Raw genomic sequence first — 18877 nt, 5'->3', positions numbered from 1 at the left:
CGAACTCCACCTTCAATAGCAGCTCGTATTCTGTTTCCGAATACCTCAAGCATGAGCTGCATTTGAGATAGTCGAAATCATTTGAAAGCGAAGATGTGGCCTACATCTTCGCGCCTTCGTCTTACTTGGTCGTGGCGAGCGCCTTGTGTTCCTGCTCGAGATAGTCGGTATTCAGCAGGCGGCTGGACTTGGCGAAATCGAGCAATTTTCCGGAAACATGCAATTTCTTGACGGCACTGTCGAGGGCGGCCTGGGTATCTTTCTCACCCTTGCGCAGCCAGATGACGGAATCAGAGGGCACCAGTTCGGTCGGGAACGGAATGGCATAATCCTTCCATTCTTCGGGACGATCCTGCAACAACAGCCCAACAGTTGCGCCAACATGCACAGCCGCCACGCAATTGCCGCCCTGCAACGCCAGCAGCGATTCCGGCTGGCTCGGCAGCGCCTTGACAATGGCACCATATTCCTCGATCAGCGGCTGGGTATAGTTTGACCCTTGCGAGACGCAGACCGGCTTGCCTTTCAGGTCCGCCCAATCCTTCAGACCGCTATCCTTGCGCACCACGGCAGCGCCGCCGCTGCGATCATAAGGTGTCGGCACGAAATCCAGCACCTTGGCGCGGTCCTCGGTATATTGCATATTGGCGATCAGGATATCGACCTTGCCCTGCTGAAGAAACTGCACCCGATTGGGTGGCGTCACTGTCACCGTTTCCAGCTTGACGCCGAGATCATCGGCCAGCGCCTGGGCGATGTCGACGTTAAACCCTTTCTGCTCCTGGGTTTTCGGATCGATATAACCAAAGGGTGCGCCAGACAGGATAACACCGACCGTCAGCTTGCCACGTCCCTTGATGCGGTCAAGCGTGGCATCGGCCGAGGCTTGGGTTGCGACGAGGGCGGATATCGAGAGGACAATCCCGAAGATTGTCTTGGTCATGGTTGCGGCAAGCATGGCGAGGCTCCTTATTTTGGCGACACCGTATTGAAGAGCCGCACCGATCACGAGCAATGGCGTTCTTCCATACGGCGTCATCAAGGATCGGTCTACCGGAGATTACGACTAAAGTAGAATTTTCTTTATGCCTGCCTGGCTTCGCATGCTTGGCAGGAGTACAATCCTGTCAATCTTGAGGCGGCAGCAACAAGGGCAGCAATTGCTTTCCCTGGCGTTCGATTTCCGCAAGATAAGGGGTATCGGACAGAATGAAGTGGCTGATCCCGACATCTCGATAACGACAAAGCGCGCGGGCGACATCCTGCGCGGAGCCGACGAGCCAGGTCGTTCCAGCACCACCGCCGCCGAATTTTCCGGGCGCCGTATAAAGGTTTTCGTCCAGCACCTCGCCTTGGGAATGAAGATCAAGAAGTCGCTTTTGTCCGATCGCCACCTCCCGCTTGTGGTCATGCCAGCCAGCGCCGCTGGTTTTTGCCATTTCCGCCACTTTGGCCTGAGCATCGGCCCAGGCTTGCTCCGTAGTGTCACGGACCAGGGTGGTGATCCTGAGACCGAATTCCAATGGCGGAAGATCGCGGTCCAATGTCCGGCTGAGCGCCTTCAATCGGTCGATCCGTTCCCGGACCCCGTCACGCGGCTCTCCCCAGAAAAGCTGCACATCCGCTTGGGTGGCGGCGACATGTTCAGCCGCTTGCGATGCGCCGCCGAAATAGAGCTTTGGATGCGGACGCCCTTCTCTTGGCCTGATCCGTGGTTCCACGGTGGAATTCGAAACACGAAAATGCGCGCCTTCGAAACTGACATTTTCTTCGGTCCATAGCCGGCGCACAAGCCGCATGAATTCTGCGGTGCGGGCGTAGCGATGAGCGGAATCGCCTTCGCTATCGCCATAGGCGGCAAGATCGTCCTTGCCCGAAACCACATTGACGCGGACGCGACCATTGCTCAAATGATCAAGCGTTGCGGCTGCGGAGGCGAAATTGGCCGGTTTCCAATAGCCGGGCCGAATGGCGATCAACGGTTCGAACCGGGTGGTGCGTGCGGCCAGTGCCGTTGCCACCGTAAACGTATCCGGCCGTCCCCAACCGGTGCCAATCAGTGCGCCTGCCCAGCCATGATCCTCCAGGGCTTTGGCATGTGCAGTCAAGCTGTCAAGGCTGTTATGATCCTCGCCAGCGATATCACCGCGATGACCTGCCTTGACGTCATTGGGGACATACCAGAGAAATTCAGTCTTACTGGTCATGCATCCATTCGGTTTTTGGACTATGCGGTTCGACAACGCGCGCCCATCGACTGGCGATTGTGTTTGCGATCATGGTGTTTGCGATCAAGACGGGCGCCCCGTCTTAGAACTCAAGGCCAGAACCGAAAAGATCAAAAGGCCCGTTGCAACCTGCTGCCAATAGAAATTCAAACCGGACAGCAGCAACCCGTTCGAGACGAGGCCAAGCAGCAGAACGCCAAGCACGGTGCCAACCACATTGGGACGGCGCAACGGATGGAGCGTGGTGCCGATAAAGGTTGCGCCAATGGCATTCAGCAGGAAGGCATTGCCGGATGACGGAATGTAGACATTGACTGTTGCCGTCAAAAGGATGCCAGCAATTGCGGCAATAGTCCCGGCCAGAATATAGGCGCTCGCAACAACTGAGGCGACAGACAGGCCCGAATAGCGCGCCACGCTGGCCTGGGTGCCGATGGCCGTCAGGACCCGCCCGAAACGGGTCATTGACAATAGCACACCAGTCAAAACAATCAGCGACAGCGTTACGACCAGCGGCACAGGTACACCGAACAAGTGTCCATGCCCGATGAAGGAAAAGCCTGGCGGAATGGCGGCTTGGGACAGATAGACCGGATTGCCGCCATTGGTCAGCAATTGCTGCACGCTGCGGCCGATGAACAGCGTTCCAAGCGTCGCCAGAAACGGTGAGATGCCGATTGCCGAAATCAACAGACCATTCAAGGCACCGACCAGTCCGCCGACGAAGATTGCCGCCAGCACCGCGAAGCCGACGGGCACACCACCCAGCACCAGCGAGACAAAGGTGAAACTGGCAAAATCCACCGCCGTCGCAACCGAAAGATCGATGCCGCCGGAGGCAACGGCAAAGGTCATCGCAATCGACACGATGGCGAGCAATGCAACATTGTTGACCAGCACACTCAACAGGTTGGCGCCCGTCAGAAAGCTTGGCGCCACCGTTGAAAATATCGCGATGACCGCGAGGATGGCAAGGATTAGCGCATAGCGCACCAGATATCCGATCCGCAGGTAACCGGACGCCAAGGCCCCAGCCGTCTGCGTTTTGGTGTCAACCGTTGACATGATGACCCTACCTCCTGCGTAGCAAAGTGGTGGCCGAGACGACCAGAAGGATCAGCGCGCCCTGGACGCCAGCCACCAATGTGCTCGACAGATTGAGCAGTTGAAACCCATTGATCAGCACACCGACAAAGATCGCCGAAACCAGCGTACCGGGAATGGTCGGCACCAGCCGCCGTGAAAACACCGAGCCCAGCAGCGTGGTCACCACGACGGGCAGCAAGATATCGCCAGCGCCGGTGGAACTGCCGCTGAGATAGGACGTATTGAGGATACCGGCGATACCGCCCAGCAGACCCGCCGCGATGAAGGCACCTGCCGTCAGGGTTTTGACCCTGAGGCCCGCCGCCCTTGCTGCTTCCGGAAATTCACCGACCGCGTAAAGCCTCAATCCCAGCGGGGTATATTGGACGACAGCTCCGACCAGCAAGGCTGCCCCCAGCAGAACATAGGCCAGCACCGGCAGACCGAATGGCCCTGTGGCTGAAAGCAGTGAGAGAAAATCGGTGGAGGCAGGAATGACGGTGTTTTGGGTCAACACCAGTTCGAGACCGGCCACCACATTCATCACCGCAAGCGTTGCCAGAAGCGGCACGATACCGACAATGACAACAGCCAATGCATTGACGAGACCGATGACCAATCCGGTGGCCAACGCCCCCAAAACGGCGATGCCATCGCTCCATCCCAACTGCACAAGGCTGGCATAGACCGCGGCGCTGAGGCCCATATTGGCGGCCAGCGACAGATCGATCCCGCCCGTCACGACATTCGAACCGCCCGCGATGATCACCACCGTCAGCCCGAAGGCCAGCAACCCGAGAATGGCCGATTGCGCAAGAACATTGCCCAGATTGCCGAGGCTGAAAAAGAAGGGCGCCGTCAGCGAAAAGAACAGGAAGACGCAGAGGATTCCGAGTATGGACCCGGTCCGTAGCAGCCAGGCAGCACTCCGGGCCGCACCATTGCGGCGCGGGACAAGTTCGCCTCCCTGGGACGAGCCGTGGTGACGCATTCCGGTGGCTGTCGGCGACCTCACGCCAATCGAAACGGAATTGACCTCAGCCGACATGGCACAATCCTTCCTTCGACCCCGGCGCGGCATCCGAGCCGGTTGTAGCGGCAAAGACTGCATCCGCCGTCGTCTGGCTCGATGTGAGTTCCGCCGTGATCCGGCCTCGGAAAAACACCAGAATCCGGTCGGTTATGCCAACCAGTTCCGGCAGGTCGGACGACAAGATGATGACGCCAGCACCCTTTTCGATGAGTTCACCGATAAGCTGGTAAATTTCGACTTTCGCGCCGATATCGACGCCAACAGTCGGCTCATCCAAAAGATAGATTTCCGATTGACGGCTCAGCCATTTTGCAATCGCCACCTTCTGTTGATTACCACCGGACAGGGTTCGGACCGGCGCATCGCGGCCTGCCGTCTTGATCTGCAATTGCCCGATCAGCCGGTCCACAGCAGTCTTTTCGAGACCGGTCTTCAGAAAACCCGCCCTCGAAAAACGGTCGAGACTGGCAAGCGTGGTGTTTTCCGCCACCGTGAGGTCCAGGGCCACGCCATTACCGCGCCGGTCTTCCGGAACAAGCGCCAGATTGCGCAACACGGCTTGGCGAGGATTTGCAAATGACACCACCGTCTCGCCCGTTTCAATGACGCCCGAGCCTGCGGTTTCCAGACCAAACAGTGTCTGCAACATTTCCTTGGCACCGGAGCCTAAAAGACCGGTGATGCCAAGCACTTCGCCCCGGTGCAGGTTGAAAGACACGTCCTCATACCGGCCTTCAGCTGTCAAGCCACGAACGTCCAGCAGGCGCTCACCCTTGGCAACGACCGGTTTTGGAAACATCTCGGCAATGTCGCGCTCCACCATCAGGGTTGCGATCTGTTTTGCTGAAAGACCGGCAAGCGAGCGGCTGGCAACCACCTCCCCATTGCGCAGCACGGTCACGTCATCGCAAAGCGCTTCGATTTCAGCCAGGTAATGCGAGATATAAACGATCGTCACCCCTTCATCCCGCAGCCGCCGGATCAGGGAAAACAGCATATCCGCCTCGCGCCGCACCAGCGCCGCCGTCGGCTCATCGAACACCAGAACCTTGGGCTTGGCCAGCAGCGCGCGTGTGATCTGGACGATCTGCTTTTGCGCGGTGGTCAGCTCGCCGATCAATGCACCGGTCGGAAGGCTCAGGCCGAAATAGTCCTGCAAAATCGCCTGTGCCTGGCGTTTCATCGCCCGCCGATCCAGAAATGGCGTCCCGGCAATCTTCGGTTCGCGCCCCAGAAACAAGGCCTCACCAACCGTGAAGGATGGAACCAGAAGACGATCCTGATGGATGAAGTGGATGCCCAGATTTTCGACCAGCGGCGGCGTCAGATCCGGTCTTCCAACTCCGTCGATCTCGATCGTTCCGTCATCCTGCCGGTGAAGACCGGCGAGAATTTTGATCAGGGTTGATTTTCCCGCACCATTCTGGCCGACAAGCCCATGGATCGTTCCAGCGCGGACGCCAAAAGACACATCGGCAAGCGCTCTTGCCCCACCAAACCGTTTGGAAATGCCATGGAAGCGGATTGCATCGCCATCCGCAGGCTGTCTGTCACGCATGAAAATGTCCCTCGCAAAGTCGCTTGGCGACCTGGCATAAACTGTCGTGTTCCAACACCGTGCCTTGGCGATCAGCCGATCCCGAGCTTCTTGGTGACCTCGTTGACAGTCTGCTTATTGGCCAGCAGGGCTGGCACGTAGCTCTCGCGCGGCAAGGTCTTGCCGGACAGCAACAAAGCCACATTCTGAATGGCCTGGCGGCCAATTTCGGCGGGCTGTTGGGCAACATCTGCGGCGGCAGGCGAAGCCGGGTCCGCCACAAGTTGCAACACTTCGGGGCTGCCATCGACGCCGTAGGTCTTGATTTCCGTGCGCCCGGCTGCCGCCAGCGCCTGGGTTGCCCCCAATTGCGGAATATCCCAGGCGGACCAGATGGCTTTGATCGAACCTTTTTCCGGATATTTGTTGAGAATGGCGGTGATCTGGGCGAATGCGTCCTGCACGGTATTGGGGATGACGTCGCGCAGTTCCGGCTGGATAATCTTGACCTTCGGGAAATACTTGATGACGTTGACAAGCTGGTCATAGCGGATGGCGCAGGGCGTCACGCCATAAAAGCCATTGAAGACCACGACATTGCCTTCACCGCCAATGTCAGAGACCAGTTGCAGGGCCAGATCCTTGCCGATACCCCAATTGTCGGAGGTCGAATTGTTCAGCGAATGGCTGGAGCCGACATCAATGGTCAGAACCGGAATGCCAGCGTCGCGCGCCCGTTTCAGCCAGGGGTCGATAACCGTCAAGGTGCCGAGCAATTGCACGATGGCATCCGGCTTTTGCGCGATCAGGGTTTGGAGTTGAGCCACCAGCTTGCCATCGCTACGGCCCGCATCGACGGCAAGAGGTTCGCCGCCCAGACGCTTCACTTCGGCAATCTGGGCATTATAGGCCTGGAGGTCAAAGAAATGGTCGGTCCCTGCCGTGCTGATGCCGATCCGTTTGCCCTTCAGGCTGAGAGCTTCATCTGCCGCGTGGGCAGCATTGACACCAAGCAGGCTTGCCCCCGCAACTGCTGCGCCAGCAAAGGCCGAGAGCTTGATGAGCTGACGCCGTCCAATTTCAGTGTTAAATTCGTCGCCCGACATGTCGTCTTCTCCGGTTGTCTAGTTTTTCTATAGAGTAAAATTATTTGCTGTTTGGCCGAGAAAAGATTTTGCGTCTTGATAAACCAAGTGGGAAAAACAGACCCAATCAGCACCGAAATGTCGCAGCGATCATCCCAGCCAGCTTTTCGATCAGACGTTAAGAGGCAGCAGACGACCGGCTCTTCCCTCAGGCGCAATTTCTAAGCGGTGTCGAAAGAAGGGAAGAATATTTCTCTACTTAATCGATGGATTATTCCATCATGCAACCGTCACAGAGGCCAAAGACCTAGCAAAAATGCAGGGCGGTGACTGGCGGAAATTCAACACAGGACGGGAGTTATAGATGAGCAGCAAACCATTGCATCCAGAAACGCTGGCCCTTCATGCCGGCTGGCGCGCCGACCCGACGACGGGAGCTGTCGCCGTTCCGATCTATCAGACCACGTCTTTTCAGTTCCGGGATACGGAGCATGCGGCCAATCTGTTTGCCCTGAAAGAGCTGGGCAATATCTATAGCCGCATCGGCAACCCTACCGTGGATGTGCTTGAGCAGCGCATTGCAGCCATCGAAGGTGGCGTGGCGGCTTTGGCGCTTGCCTCCGGTCAGGCGGCATCTGCGGTCGCGATCCAGAATCTCGCCAAAGTTGGCGACAATATCGTCAGCTCCACTGATCTTTATGGCGGCACCTGGAACCTGTTTGCCAACACACTGAAAGATCAGGGCATCGAGGTTCGTTTTGTTGATCCGACTGATCCGGAAAACTTCCGCCGCGCCACGGATGGGCGCACTCGCGCCTATTATGCCGAGACGCTGCCCAATCCGAAACTGACGGTCTTCCCCATTGCCGAAGTGGCAAGCATTGGCCGGGAATTCGGCATTCCGCTGATTGTCGACAATACCGCCGCCCCCTTGCTGGCGCGGCCTTTTGATCATGGCGCTGCTGTGGTTGTTTATTCCTCCACCAAATATCTTGGCGGCCACGGCACGTCCATCGGCGGCTTGATTGTTGATGGTGGCAATTTTGATTGGGAAGCCCACAAGGAGCGCCAACCAGCTCTGAACACGCCTGATCCAAGCTATCACGGCGCCATCTGGACCGAAGCCACCAAGCCACTTGGACCGATTGCCTATATCATCAAGGCGCGTGTTACCCTGCTGCGTGACCTCGGGGCTGCATTCTCGCCCTTCAACGCCTTCCAGATTTTGCAAGGCATTGAAACCCTGCCGCTTCGCATTGAGCGCCACGTTAAAAACGCCGCAGCCGTTGCGGATTATCTGGCCAAGCGGCCGGAAATCGCCAAGGTGATCTATCCATCCCAGCAGAGCGGCGTATGGCGCGAGCGGGCCGATACATATCTCAAGGGTGGTTATGGAGGCCTTGTCGGCTTTGAGCTGAAAGACGGGCTGGACGCTGGCCGTCAGTTCATCGACGGGCTCGAATTGCTCTATCACGTTGCGAATATTGGTGATGCCCGCAGCCTCGCCATTCATCCGGCCTCGACCACCCACTCCCAGCTGACCGCCGAAGAACAGGCCGCAAGTGGCGTTTCGCCGGGCTATGTGCGCCTTTCCATCGGCATTGAGCATATCGATGATATCATCGCCGATATCCAACGTGGTCTCGATGCGGCATCTTCTGGCGAGCAGAACAGCAAGGCAGCCTGATCAAACATGGAAAACGGAAGCACCGAGAGGTGCTTCCGTTTTTGTCTGCGCAGAGCCTGCTTGGGAGGGAGGTGCTCAAAAAGCAGCAGACGGAATCCAGTTTGCCGTGACAGCAGAGCTTGTCGAGAAGCTTGGAATTTTCTTGGCCAAATCTTCGATGGTCTTGACGTTGGCATCCCGCAATTGCTTTTGCGTCACCAGAACCGGATCGACAATAATCTGATGCGGCACCGTTTCGCCGGCAATCTGCAAGGCGGCAGCGCGGATGGAAACGGCACCCACGACTGCCGGATTGGTGGCAGCGGTTGCCACCCACGGGCTGCCATCCTCAACAATTTCCTGAATGTCAGCGGTGGAAATATCCGCCGAATAGATTTTCAGCTTGGCGCTGATGCCCAGATCGGCGGCAGCGAGTTTGACGCCACGGGCGAATTCATCATAGGGCGCAAACACCACGGAAATATCCGGGTTGGCACGAAACACCGCTTTGGCCTGATCGGCGGTGGAGGTGGCTGTGGTGTCGCTGACCGTGCCGAAACGCGCTTTTTCAACAATCCCGCTATTGGCAGCCTTCACCTTGTCCCAGATCTCGTTGCGACGATCCAAGGGCGCAAAACCAGCCACATAGGCATATCCGGCTTTGAAACTCTTGCCATTGTCCTTGATGGCTTGATCCAGCGCCAGTTCGGCCAGCTTATGATCAGATTGCTCAACCTGCGGAATTTTCGGGTTGTTCAAGTTCACATCGAAAGCCACGACCTTGATGCCCTTGTCGAGCGCTTGCTGGACGACATCGCTGAGCGATTCCGGCAGGCCGTGGTCAATGACAATGGCTTTCACGCCGAGATTAATCGCCTGCAAAATCTGTTCCCGCTGCTCGGCAGCATCCTGACGACCGGGGAAAATCCGCAGATCAACCCCCAGCGCCTTGGCCTGCGCCTGTGCGCCCGCTTGATAGGCCTGAAAGAAATCGCCAGCCGAGATATAGCTGATCAGCGCCAGCTTGACGCCGCCTTGGTCAAACGGCGCAGGTGCACCTGCAATGCCAGCGGCAACAGTCGAGTGCGTTAAAACCAAAGGTGTAAGAGCGGTGAATGCCAGAAGGCGCAAGATCGATGTCATCGGATTCCCCATGTTGAACAAAGGCCACAAAGCGGGCCACATAGGGATAATTATCAATAGAATCTACCGTATTTATAGATTTTTGATATGTGAAATTTCAGTCAAGAATAGATTTCTTTGCCCTTTACACCGCATTCTCCGGTTATTTTATCCGGGGAGTTTGTGATGATGGCTAATCCAGCAATTGTTGATAAATGCCAGTTCCGATCGCGCTATGCGACAGTATAATGATCGGCACACCACAGCAGGCATCGTTCAATCCACCTGTTATGCAAATTTATTCTATATATTAAATGATGTTTGAAACTGCCATTCTTGCTGGCGGTCACCAAGGGTTTATCACCTGATCAACACAATTGGTGAGCCCGCAATGCCCCTTCTTGACGTCAAAGACATCTCCCGCTCCTTCGGCTCGACCAAGGCCTTGATCGACGCATCGCTGGTCATTGAGCCGGGCGAGATTGTTGCCCTGATGGGCGCAAATGGGGCCGGGAAATCCACGCTGGTGAAAATTCTCTCCGGTGTGCAATCGGCTGATTCCGGCGTCATTTTACTAAAGGGTCAGCCTTTTGCCCCACAAAGCCCGGCAGAGGCCGCCAAATTTGGTGTGGTGACGGTTCACCAGTCTACGGATGTGGTGGGTATTCCGGGCTTGAGCGTGGCCGATGCGCTGCTGCTCAATCACTATGTCGATGGCCGTCAGCCGTTTTTTCTCTCAACCAAAAGCGTGCGGCGTGAGGCAGCGCGCATTTTGAGTGATGCAGGTTTCAACCTGCCTCTGGATCGGGATTTTGCCGACCTTGGGGCGGCTGATCGGCAAATGGTGGCCATTGCTCGCGCCCTTGCCAACAAGGCCGAATTGTTGATTTTGGATGAGCCAACCGCCAGCCTCTCGACGCAGGAAGCAGAGCGCCTCTATTCCATTCTGCTGGGCTTGAAAGCCCGTGGCATCGCCATTCTCTATATCTCGCATCGCACGGCTGATCTGGCCGCCCTTGCTGATCGCGTGGTTATTCTGCGAGGCGGGCGCAATGTCGGCACCTTCAGCCGCCCGATTGATTTCGATGCAGCGCTTGAGACCATGATTGGCCGCGCATTGAACACGGCGCGCCCGGATCGGCGCATAGAATTTGGCAAACCCGTGCTAGATTTGCGTGGCATTCGTCTGCTGAACACCAGCAAACCCTTTGATCTCACCGTGCGCGAAGGCGAAGTGGTTGCCATCACCGGTGTACTTGGTGCGGGCAAAAGCAGGTTGCTGTCTGCACTGTTTGGAGCGGGGCAATTTACTGCGGGAGAAGCCGCGCTGGATGGCAAACCCTATGCCCCCAAAAGCCCGGCAGAGGCCATTGCCGCCGGTGTGGCGCTTGTGGCGGAAGATCGTCACCGTTCAGCCTTGATGCCTGCCGATTGGCCGGGTGAAAGCGTGGCAGCCACCATCAGCCTGCCGCATCTGAAACGCTGGTATCCCTCGGGTTTTCTGTTGTCGGATGCGGAGACCGTGCATGCAAAAGCTGCCATTTCCCGGCTCGGCATCAAGGCATCGAGTCCAGACGCATCCGTCTGGTCGCTGTCGGGCGGTAACCAGCAAAAGACAGTAATTGCCCGCTGGGAAGTGGAGCAAAGCCGCTTGCTGTTGCTGGATGAGCCGTTTCAGGGCGTCGATGTCGGTGCCCGGCAAGACATTATCACCACCATTCGCAGCCACGCAGATCGCGCAACACTGATTGCCACCTCGGATTTCGAGGAAGCACAGGAAGTGGCCGACCGTATTTTGCTGATTGATCAACATACTCTGATTGAGCTGACGCCAACTTCTGCATCAGTCAATCACCACAAGGAAATCGCCTGATGACGACGGTGAATGACATTCCCAAAGATGCGCTCTCAACGACGCATGACCGCCAAAGCGTGGCAAGCCTTGTGCGGGAAACAATCCGGCGCGGTGCTGTTTTCATTCTGCTGGCGGGGTTGGTTGTTATCTTCAGCCTTGCCCAGCCTGCCTTTATCAACATCAACAACCTGATGAGCATTTTGCAAGCGGTTGCCGTGGTGGCTATCATTGGGGCAGGCGTGACGGTGACACTCGCAATTGGCGGTTTTGATCTCTCGGTGGGCGCGGTGGCAGCCTCTAGCGTGATGGCATCCAGCTATGCGATGATTGTGCTGGGCCTGAACGCTTATCAAACCGTGCCGCTGGTGCTGGCCTTTGGCGCGTTGATTGGCTTTGCCAATGCCTTTTTGATCGTCAAGCTCAAAGTGCCCGATCTTCTCGCCACGCTGGCGATGATGTTTTTGCTGTCCGGTCTGCAATTGATCCCGACCGCAGGGCGCTCCATTTCGGTCGGTCTCATTCTGCCCAATGGAACAACGGCAACTGGCAAATATGATCCGCTGTTTCTGACCATCGGGCGCTCCAGCCTGTTGGGCGTCATCCCCTTCCCGGTCATTCTGCTGGCCATCGTGGCTGTGACGCTGTTTATCCTGACTGAGCGCACCCGTCTTGGTCGGTTGCTGTTTGCCACTGGTGGCAATGAGGTGGCAACACGTCTGGCCGGAGCCAATACGGCAAAGATCAAGACATTTGCCTATGTCCTCTCCGGCACGCTGGCGGCCTTTGGCGGGATTATCGTGGCGGCGCGGGTTGGCAGGGGTGACGTCTCCTCCGGTGCCTCGCTGTTGATGGACTCGGTGGCTGCTTCACTCATCGGCTTTGCCGTGCTGGGTCTGCGCCGTCCCAATGTGCTGGGCACCATTATTGGCGCTGTCTTTGTTGGCATTTTGCTCAATGGCCTGACCATGCTCAACGCCCCCTATTACACGCAGGATTTCGTCAAGGGTTTCGTGCTGGTTGGTGCCCTTGCCCTCACCTATGGCGTCAGCCGCGCCCGCACATAAACATCGACCTTCTCATCTGAATGGAACCAACATGATCAAGTCTCTTCGCACCCTTGGCGCAGTTCTTCTGGCCGGATCGATTTTTGCCACCACGGCCTCCGCCGCTGGCATTGCGGGCGCGCCCGCACCGTTTGATAAGAAGACGGTCAACATCGCCGTTGTCAGCTATCTCGGCGGTGGTGATTGGCTGCAAGCCTTTGAGGCAGGCGTCAAGCGGCAGGCCGATGCACTTGGCATTAACCTCACGGTTTCGCAGGCCCGCAATGACAATGATGCAGAACGCGCGCTGATTGAACAGGCCATCAACCTGAAGGTCGATGGCATCATCATCAACAATGGCCGCCCGGAAGTGTTGCAGGATGTGGCGCAAAAGGCGCTGGATGCTGGCATCAAGGTGGTGGCCTATGATGTGAACCTCGACAATCCCAACATTCCGCAAATCGAGCAAAGCGATGCCGATATGGCCAAGCTGGTGCTGGATCAGGCCGTTAAGGACAAGGGCGACGGCTTTAACGGTGGTGCGATTTATGTGGCCGGTTTCGCCCCGCTGGATCGCCGCTATGCCGTGTGGAAAGACTATGTTGCAAAACATAACCTGAAGGAAAAAGCCGTCTGGGGCGTGGTCAATGACACGGTTCCGGCCAGCGTTGCCGACCAGACCAAGGCCGTGCTGCGCGCCAATCCGGATATTTCGGTGATTTTCACCCCATGGGATGAATTCGCCAAAGGCGCAAAGCTGGCGATTGATGAGCTTGGCCTGTCCAGCAAGGTCAAAATCTATGGTGTGGATATTTCCACTGCCGATATTCAGCTGATGATTGAGCCAGACAGCGCGTGGGTGGCGACTGCTGCCACCAATGCTGCCGTAGTGGGCGAGGTTTCGGTGCGCGCTGTATCACTTGCCGTTGCTGGACAAAACCCTGGCCATTCCGTGCTGCTCAAGCCAACGTTGATTACTCGCGATGATCTGGTGAACAACAAGATCGGCTCGATTGAGGAACTGCAGCAGAAATTCCCGGCCTTTTTGAAGAGCGATGCTGCGACGGCTGCGTGGATTCCATCGGTTGCCAAGTAATCGAAGGCAGAGAAAGCTGAAAACCATGACAGACCTGCCAAAGCCAGACTTTGCCCGCAACATGAAACTGATCGGCCATAGTGATATTGGCGGGCGCGGTGACGGGCTGCAATTGATGGTGCATCACGGCCATGCCTATGTGGCGCATCCGTGGTCGCAGGGCTTCTCCATCATCGATGTGCGTGATCCGAAACATCCGAAAACCGTGAACTATGTGCAGGCCCCCGCCAACACATGGAACATCCATCTGCAAACCCATGGTGATCTGCTGTTGGTGATCAACGCGCTTGATCTGTTTGCCGATGTGGAAAGTTTTACCGACGAGAAGGCTTATTATACCCAATCGGTCGGAGAAGCCGTGGCGGCCAGCAAGCGTGAACGGGCGTGGACGGCGGGCATGACGGTCTATGACATTTCCACGCCAGCCGCCCCGCGCAAGATCGGGCAATTGGATGTGGAAGGTGTGGGCTTTCACCGGCTCTGGTATGTTGGCGGGCGCTATGCCTATGCATCGGCCTTGCTGGATGGCTTTTCCGATTATATTTTCGTGACCATCGACATGGCCGACCCCACCAAGCCAGAACTGGTTGGCCGCTGGTGGCTGCCGGGCATGAACACGGCGGCAGGCGAAAGCCGCACATGGGCAGATGGCAAGCGTTATGCCCTCCACCACGCACTGGTGCATGGCGACACGGCCTATGCCTGCTGGCGCGATGGTGGGCTGACACTTCTCGACATCAAGGACCACGCAGCGCCGAAACTGATCAAGCACCACAATTGGTCACCACCCTATGGCGGCGGCACGCACTCTCCGCTTCCTCTGCCGGGGCGTGGTCTGCTGGTGGTGGCCGATGAGGCGGTGTTGGACAATGAGGAAGATGGCCGCAAGCATACTTGGGTGTTTGATATCCGCGTGCCGGAGAACCCTATCAGCATCTCCACCTTCCCGAATCCTGACGAGATCGATTACACCCAGAAAGGCGGCCATTTCGGCCCCCATAACCTGCATGAAAACCGCCCCGGCTCGTTTGTGTCAGACACGCTGATTTTCGCCACCTGGCAAAATGCGGGTATCCGCGCCTTTGATATTTCCGATCCTTATCATCCGGTTGAAACTGGCGCTCTGGTGCCGGCTGCACCAACAGCGATGACCGACCGCAGACCCGGTCGCCCAAAGGTCATCCAATCAGCGGATGTGTTTGTCGATGCCAATGGGCTGATTTATGCGACGGATTACAATGCGGGGCTGGAGATTATTGAATATGGCGGGTGACAAAATGTGCGGATTGATGACACCCTAATCCATCCTCGACGTCATGCTCGGCCCTGTGCCGAGCATCTGCCACATTCAATTTAGCAATCAAGATCAGTGACATAATCGCAGGGAGCAGACCCTCGGGACAGGCCCGAGGGTGACGTTGAGTATGACGATTGGCCCGATCTTCCCTTACACCACTTGATCGTGTGAAGGCTTTTCCCAAAGGTTGATGCCACCTTCGACTGCGTAGCGATCAATCTCCGCCAACTCTTCGGCTGTGAAGGAGAGATTGTTCAACGCATCAACATTTTCCTGAATCTGCCGGGCAGAACTGGCACCAATCAGCGCCGAGGTCACGCGCGGATCACGCAGCACCCATGCAATGGCCAACTGGGCCAGAGATTGGCCACGGCGGGCGGCAATTTCATTCAAGGCGCGGGCGCGCACAATGTTTTCTTCCTTCAAATGCTCTGGCCGCAGGAAATCACCGCCGGGCCGGTTGACGCGGGCGTCTTCTGGAATGCCGTTGAGGTATTTATTGGTCAGCAGTCCTTGGGCCAGTGGCGTAAATGCAATGATGCCCGCGCCGACTTCATCGGCGGCATCAATCAGGTCTTTTTCAATCCAGCGATTGAACAGGTTATAGGCAGGCTGATTGATCAACAGTGGCACCTGCCGCTCTTTCAAAAGCGCTGCAATCTCGCGGGTTTTGGTGCCAGAATAGGATGAGATGCCAACATAGAGCGCCTTGCCCTGCCGCACAGCCTGCGCCAATGCATCGGCGGTTTCTTCCAAGGGCGTCTCTGCATCATAGCGGTGCGAATAGAAGATATCGACATAATCGACACCCAGCCGCGTCAGGCTCTGATCAAGGCTGGAGAGCAGTGCCTTTTTTGAGCCGCCGCCGCGACCGTATGGCCCCGGCCACATATCCCAACCTGCCTTGGTGGAAATGATCAACTCATCACGCAAGCCTGCAAAATCCTCGCGCAGGATGCGGCCAAAGTTGATTTCAGCGCTGCCCGCTGGTGGGCCGTAATTGTTGGCGAGATCGAAATGGGTAATGCCCAGATCAAACGCCTTGAAAATGATTGAGCGCTGGGTTTCAACCGGCGTGGTATCGCCAAAATTATGCCAGAGGCCAAAGGAAAGTGCTGGCAGTTTCAGACCACTTCGGCCTGTACGGCGAAAATGGGCGTTATCATAGCGCTTGGGATCAGGCTGATAGGTCATTTTATGGTTTCCTATGGTCAAGAAAAGGCCGGGTGCAGAGGTATGCACCCGGCGGATAGAAAATCTGAACGTCAGATGGCCCCGTGGCGTGGGGGCAGCTGATCATTCAGATAGAAATTGCCGATATGGTGATATTTCCAACGCACCGGATCGTGCAGCGAGTGGGTGCGGGCATTGCGCCAGTAGCGATCCAGCCCATAAGCCTCCAAAGTGGAGCGCGCACCGCCTAGCTCAATCAGCTTGGTAGCGGCCAATTGCGCCACTTCGGTTCCCAATGCTTTCACTTCCGCAACGGCGATAGAGGCTTCTGCCACAGTTTGCGCGGTGGGATTGGCGGTGGCAATATCCAGAATGCGCCCCGCCCGCGCTAGAAGCGCATCGGCGGCATGGACGCGGATTGAAACATCACCCACGGCATGGATGGTGTGCGGGTCTTCATAGCCATGCTCAATGGTTAGCTCGAAAAATGGCCTTGCATGGGCGCGGACATAGGAAATGGTTTCGGCCAAGGCACCCCGCGCAATACCCACTTGCACCGCCGAATGGATGATCTGGGCAAAAGGCCCCATTGGTGTTGGCTTATCAAACAACTCATCATGATCCACCACCTGAAAAGGCGTGATCTCGACATCGTCAAATGTCACGGTGCCGCTGCCGGTGGAGCGCTGACCAAAGGAGGTCCAGTCATCCACCAGGTCAAGGCCGGGCGTGGCGCGATCAATAAACACCAGATGCACACGTCCATTCGGACCTTTGGCAACGGCCACAATGATATGAGCAAACAGCGATCCGGTGGCGTAGAATTTCTGTCCGTTTAACAGCAGCTTGCCATCACGTTCGGCAAAATGGGTCTTGTAATCCACCGGGGTTTTGGTGCCGATTTCGGTAAAGGCATTGCCCAGCCGATCTCCATCAAGAACCCGCTGAAAATAATGCGCCTTCTGCTCATCAGAGCCCGATAGCCGCAGCGCTTCCAGCATAAAGAAATGGTTTTGCGGAATTTGCCCAATGGAGGAATCTGCTGCCGAGATGATCGCCGTCACCTCCGCCAGCGTCACCGCCGAGACGCCAGCGCCACCATAGGCCTTTGGCACGGTAATGGCCCAAAGGCCGCTTTGCGAAAAGCGTTCAATCTCTGCCACTGGCAAACGCCGCTGCCGATCACGCTCTGCTGCACCCACGGCAAAGTCACGGGCCAATTCCTTGGCAATTGCAATGGCTTCAGTATCATCCTTGATCACATGCGCCTTGATACGCCGTGGCGGAATATGGGGCGCTGGGCGGCCAGCCGTGAGAGCCGCCTGACGGTGGAGTGTACGATCTGTGGTGCTCATTGCTCTGCCTCAGTTCCACGCATGGCGCGGTGGATGCTCGCCATTCAGGTAATAATTGCCGACATGGTAGAATTTCCAGCGCACCGGATCATGCAAGGTATGCACCCGCGCATTGCGCCAATGGCGATCCAGACCATGTTCCGCCAATGTCGAGCGGGTTCCCGCCAGTTCAAACAGTTTGTTGGTGGAGAGAATGGCGATCTCGGTGGTCAGCACCTTGGATTCGCCGGTCTTGATAGTGGCCTCGGACACGGTGTCCAGCGTGCTATTGGCCCGCGCCACATCAATGCTGCGCCCGGCAATCTCCAGCAGAGCTTCCGCTGCATGCAGACGGATTTTCAGATCGCCAATGGCAGCGATTGTGAACAGGTCTTCGCTGGCCTTTTGCTTGCCGCTATCAATCCATGGACGGCTGAGGGTTTTGACAAACGTGATAGTGTCATCAATCGCGCCACGAGCAATGCCCGCATCAATGGCCGATTGGATGATTTGGGACACCGGCCCTCCGACGGTGGGATGCTCAAACGAGGTGACTTTCAAAACCCGCACCTTCGGCACCCGCACATTTTCGATCTTCACCGAGCCAGAGGCCGTGGTGCGCTGACCAAAGCTGGACCAATTGTTGGTCACCGTCAGGCCGGGTGCTTCGCGGTCGGCAAACACCAGATAGCCTTGCCCGGTTTCATCAACGCCCACAATCGGCACCACATGGGAGAGAAGCGCACCGGTGGTGTAGAATTTCTCACCGTTGACGATCACGTCGTCGCCGTCATACACAACCTTGGTTTCAAAATCGGCGACCGTCTTGCTCTTCAATTCAGAAAAGGCATTGCCATAACGCAAGCCCTGCAAAGCCCAGCCAAAGAACAGTTTTTTCTGCTCTTCCGTGCCATCCAGATCAACGGTTGCAACGATTGCCAGATGGTTTTGCGTCACCTGCGCAATGGCCGGATCAGCCGTCGCAATGGTAGAAATTACCTTGGCAAGCGTGGCATAAGAAACCTCCGGCCCGCCATAGGCTTTTGGCACATTGATGCTCCACAGCCCGCTTTGGGAATATTCATCCAGTTCGGTGATCGGTAGCAGGCCTTCCCTGTCGCGCAAGGCGGCCCCAATCTTGAAACGCTCGGCAAGACGCTGCGCAATCTCAATGGCCTCAGCATCTGATTGAACAATATGCGCAGGCGTAGCTGGACGCGGACGCGGTGCGACCGGATCGTTGGAATTGACGCGCGGGTGAACGGTGTAGTCGATCTTGGTGTCAGTAACGGTACCCATAATCGTGCCTCGTTGCTTGAAAT

Annotated in this window: 15 protein-coding genes; 5 read left to right on the top strand and 10 right to left on the bottom strand. The window is 56.8% G+C overall.

All coding sequences use genetic code 11. The features are described from left to right. Nucleotides 1-121 precede the first annotated feature (121 nt). From FS819_RS19265 to FS819_RS19240, 6 genes are all read right to left on the bottom strand, one after another. The gene (locus FS819_RS19265) at nt 122-958 is read right to left on the bottom strand and encodes a transporter substrate-binding domain-containing protein (protein WP_156629721.1); all 837 of its coding nucleotides are present in this window, start codon (nt 956-958) and stop codon (nt 122-124) included. A 169-nt stretch (nt 959-1127) separates the two neighbouring features. Continuing rightward, on the bottom strand, nt 1128-2207 hold the full coding sequence (locus FS819_RS19260; RefSeq protein WP_156547218.1) for an LLM class flavin-dependent oxidoreductase: 1080 nt from the start codon (nt 2205-2207) through the stop codon (nt 1128-1130). Between the two features lie 84 nt (nt 2208-2291). After that, a complete protein-coding gene (locus FS819_RS19255) occupies nt 2292-3293 on the bottom strand; it encodes an ABC transporter permease (protein WP_197434033.1) in 1002 nt (333 codons plus the stop codon). 7 nt (nt 3294-3300) lie between these two features. After that, nucleotides 3301-4362 carry an ABC transporter permease gene (locus FS819_RS19250; protein WP_156547217.1) on the bottom strand — a complete coding sequence of 354 codons (1062 nt, stop codon included), beginning with the start codon at nt 4360-4362 and terminating at the stop codon, nt 3301-3303. Beyond that, on the bottom strand, nt 4352-5905 hold the full coding sequence (locus FS819_RS19245) for a sugar ABC transporter ATP-binding protein (protein WP_156547215.1): 1554 nt from the start codon (nt 5903-5905) through the stop codon (nt 4352-4354). The genes FS819_RS19250 and FS819_RS19245 overlap by 11 nt, the downstream gene beginning before the upstream one ends. Before the next feature lie 71 nt (nt 5906-5976). Then, nucleotides 5977-6990 carry a sugar ABC transporter substrate-binding protein gene (locus FS819_RS19240; RefSeq protein ID WP_156547213.1) on the bottom strand — a complete coding sequence of 338 codons (1014 nt, stop codon included), beginning with the start codon at nt 6988-6990 and terminating at the stop codon, nt 5977-5979. A gap of 343 nt (nt 6991-7333) precedes the next feature. Here FS819_RS19240 and FS819_RS19235 point away from each other — a divergent pair, with 343 nt between their 5' ends. Further along, entirely contained in the window at nt 7334-8656 is a 1323-nt protein-coding gene (locus tag FS819_RS19235) for an O-acetylhomoserine aminocarboxypropyltransferase/cysteine synthase family protein (protein ID WP_156547211.1), read from the top strand. Nucleotides 8657-8731: 75 nt separating this feature from the next. On the opposite strand, the gene FS819_RS19230 is transcribed toward FS819_RS19235, so the two are convergent. Beyond that, nucleotides 8732-9778 (bottom strand): substrate-binding domain-containing protein, encoded by a 1047-nt coding sequence (locus tag FS819_RS19230; RefSeq protein ID WP_156547209.1) that lies wholly within the window; start codon nt 9776-9778, stop codon nt 8732-8734. A 370-nt stretch (nt 9779-10148) separates the two neighbouring features. On the opposite strand from FS819_RS19230, the gene FS819_RS19225 reads away from it, so the two are divergent. Genes FS819_RS19225 through FS819_RS19210 form a run of 4 tightly spaced genes read left to right on the top strand, consistent with a single transcriptional unit; the run spans nt 10149 to nt 15024 of the window. Next, nucleotides 10149-11630 carry a sugar ABC transporter ATP-binding protein gene (locus FS819_RS19225; RefSeq protein ID WP_156547206.1) on the top strand — a complete coding sequence of 494 codons (1482 nt, stop codon included), beginning with the start codon at nt 10149-10151 and terminating at the stop codon, nt 11628-11630. Beyond that, nucleotides 11630-12676, top strand: coding sequence for an ABC transporter permease (locus FS819_RS19220; protein WP_156547205.1), 1047 nt, complete (start codon nt 11630-11632; stop codon nt 12674-12676). Before FS819_RS19225 ends, FS819_RS19220 begins: the two co-directional genes overlap by 1 nt. Before the next feature lie 31 nt (nt 12677-12707). After that, nucleotides 12708-13751: a substrate-binding domain-containing protein gene (locus tag FS819_RS19215; protein WP_156547203.1), complete on the top strand. Its 1044-nt coding sequence runs from the start codon at nt 12708-12710 to the stop codon at nt 13749-13751. Nucleotides 13752-13776: 25 nt separating this feature from the next. After that, nucleotides 13777-15024, top strand: a complete 1248-nt coding sequence (locus FS819_RS19210; protein WP_156547201.1) for an LVIVD repeat-containing protein — start codon at nt 13777-13779, stop codon at nt 15022-15024. A 174-nt stretch (nt 15025-15198) separates the two neighbouring features. On the opposite strand, the gene mgrA is transcribed toward FS819_RS19210, so the two are convergent. From mgrA to FS819_RS19195, 3 genes are all read right to left on the bottom strand, one after another. After that, complete coding sequence (gene mgrA, locus FS819_RS19205; RefSeq protein WP_156547199.1) at nt 15199-16242, bottom strand: L-glyceraldehyde 3-phosphate reductase; 1044 nt, start codon at nt 16240-16242, stop codon at nt 15199-15201. A gap of 71 nt (nt 16243-16313) precedes the next feature. Further along, nucleotides 16314-17576, bottom strand: coding sequence for an SfnB family sulfur acquisition oxidoreductase (locus FS819_RS19200; RefSeq protein WP_156547197.1), 1263 nt, complete (start codon nt 17574-17576; stop codon nt 16314-16316). A 9-nt stretch (nt 17577-17585) separates the two neighbouring features. Beyond that, nucleotides 17586-18854 (bottom strand): SfnB family sulfur acquisition oxidoreductase, encoded by a 1269-nt coding sequence (locus tag FS819_RS19195; protein ID WP_156547195.1) that lies wholly within the window; start codon nt 18852-18854, stop codon nt 17586-17588. Between the last annotated feature and the right edge of the window lie 23 nt (nt 18855-18877).

The sequence above is a fragment of the Allorhizobium sp. Av2 genome, from assembly GCF_021462805.2.
In the GTDB taxonomy this organism is placed as follows: Bacteria; Pseudomonadota; Alphaproteobacteria; order Rhizobiales; family Rhizobiaceae; genus Allorhizobium; species Allorhizobium vitis_G.
The sequence above is the reverse complement of the archived record's forward strand: the minus strand, read 5'-3'. Positions and strand labels throughout refer to the sequence as shown.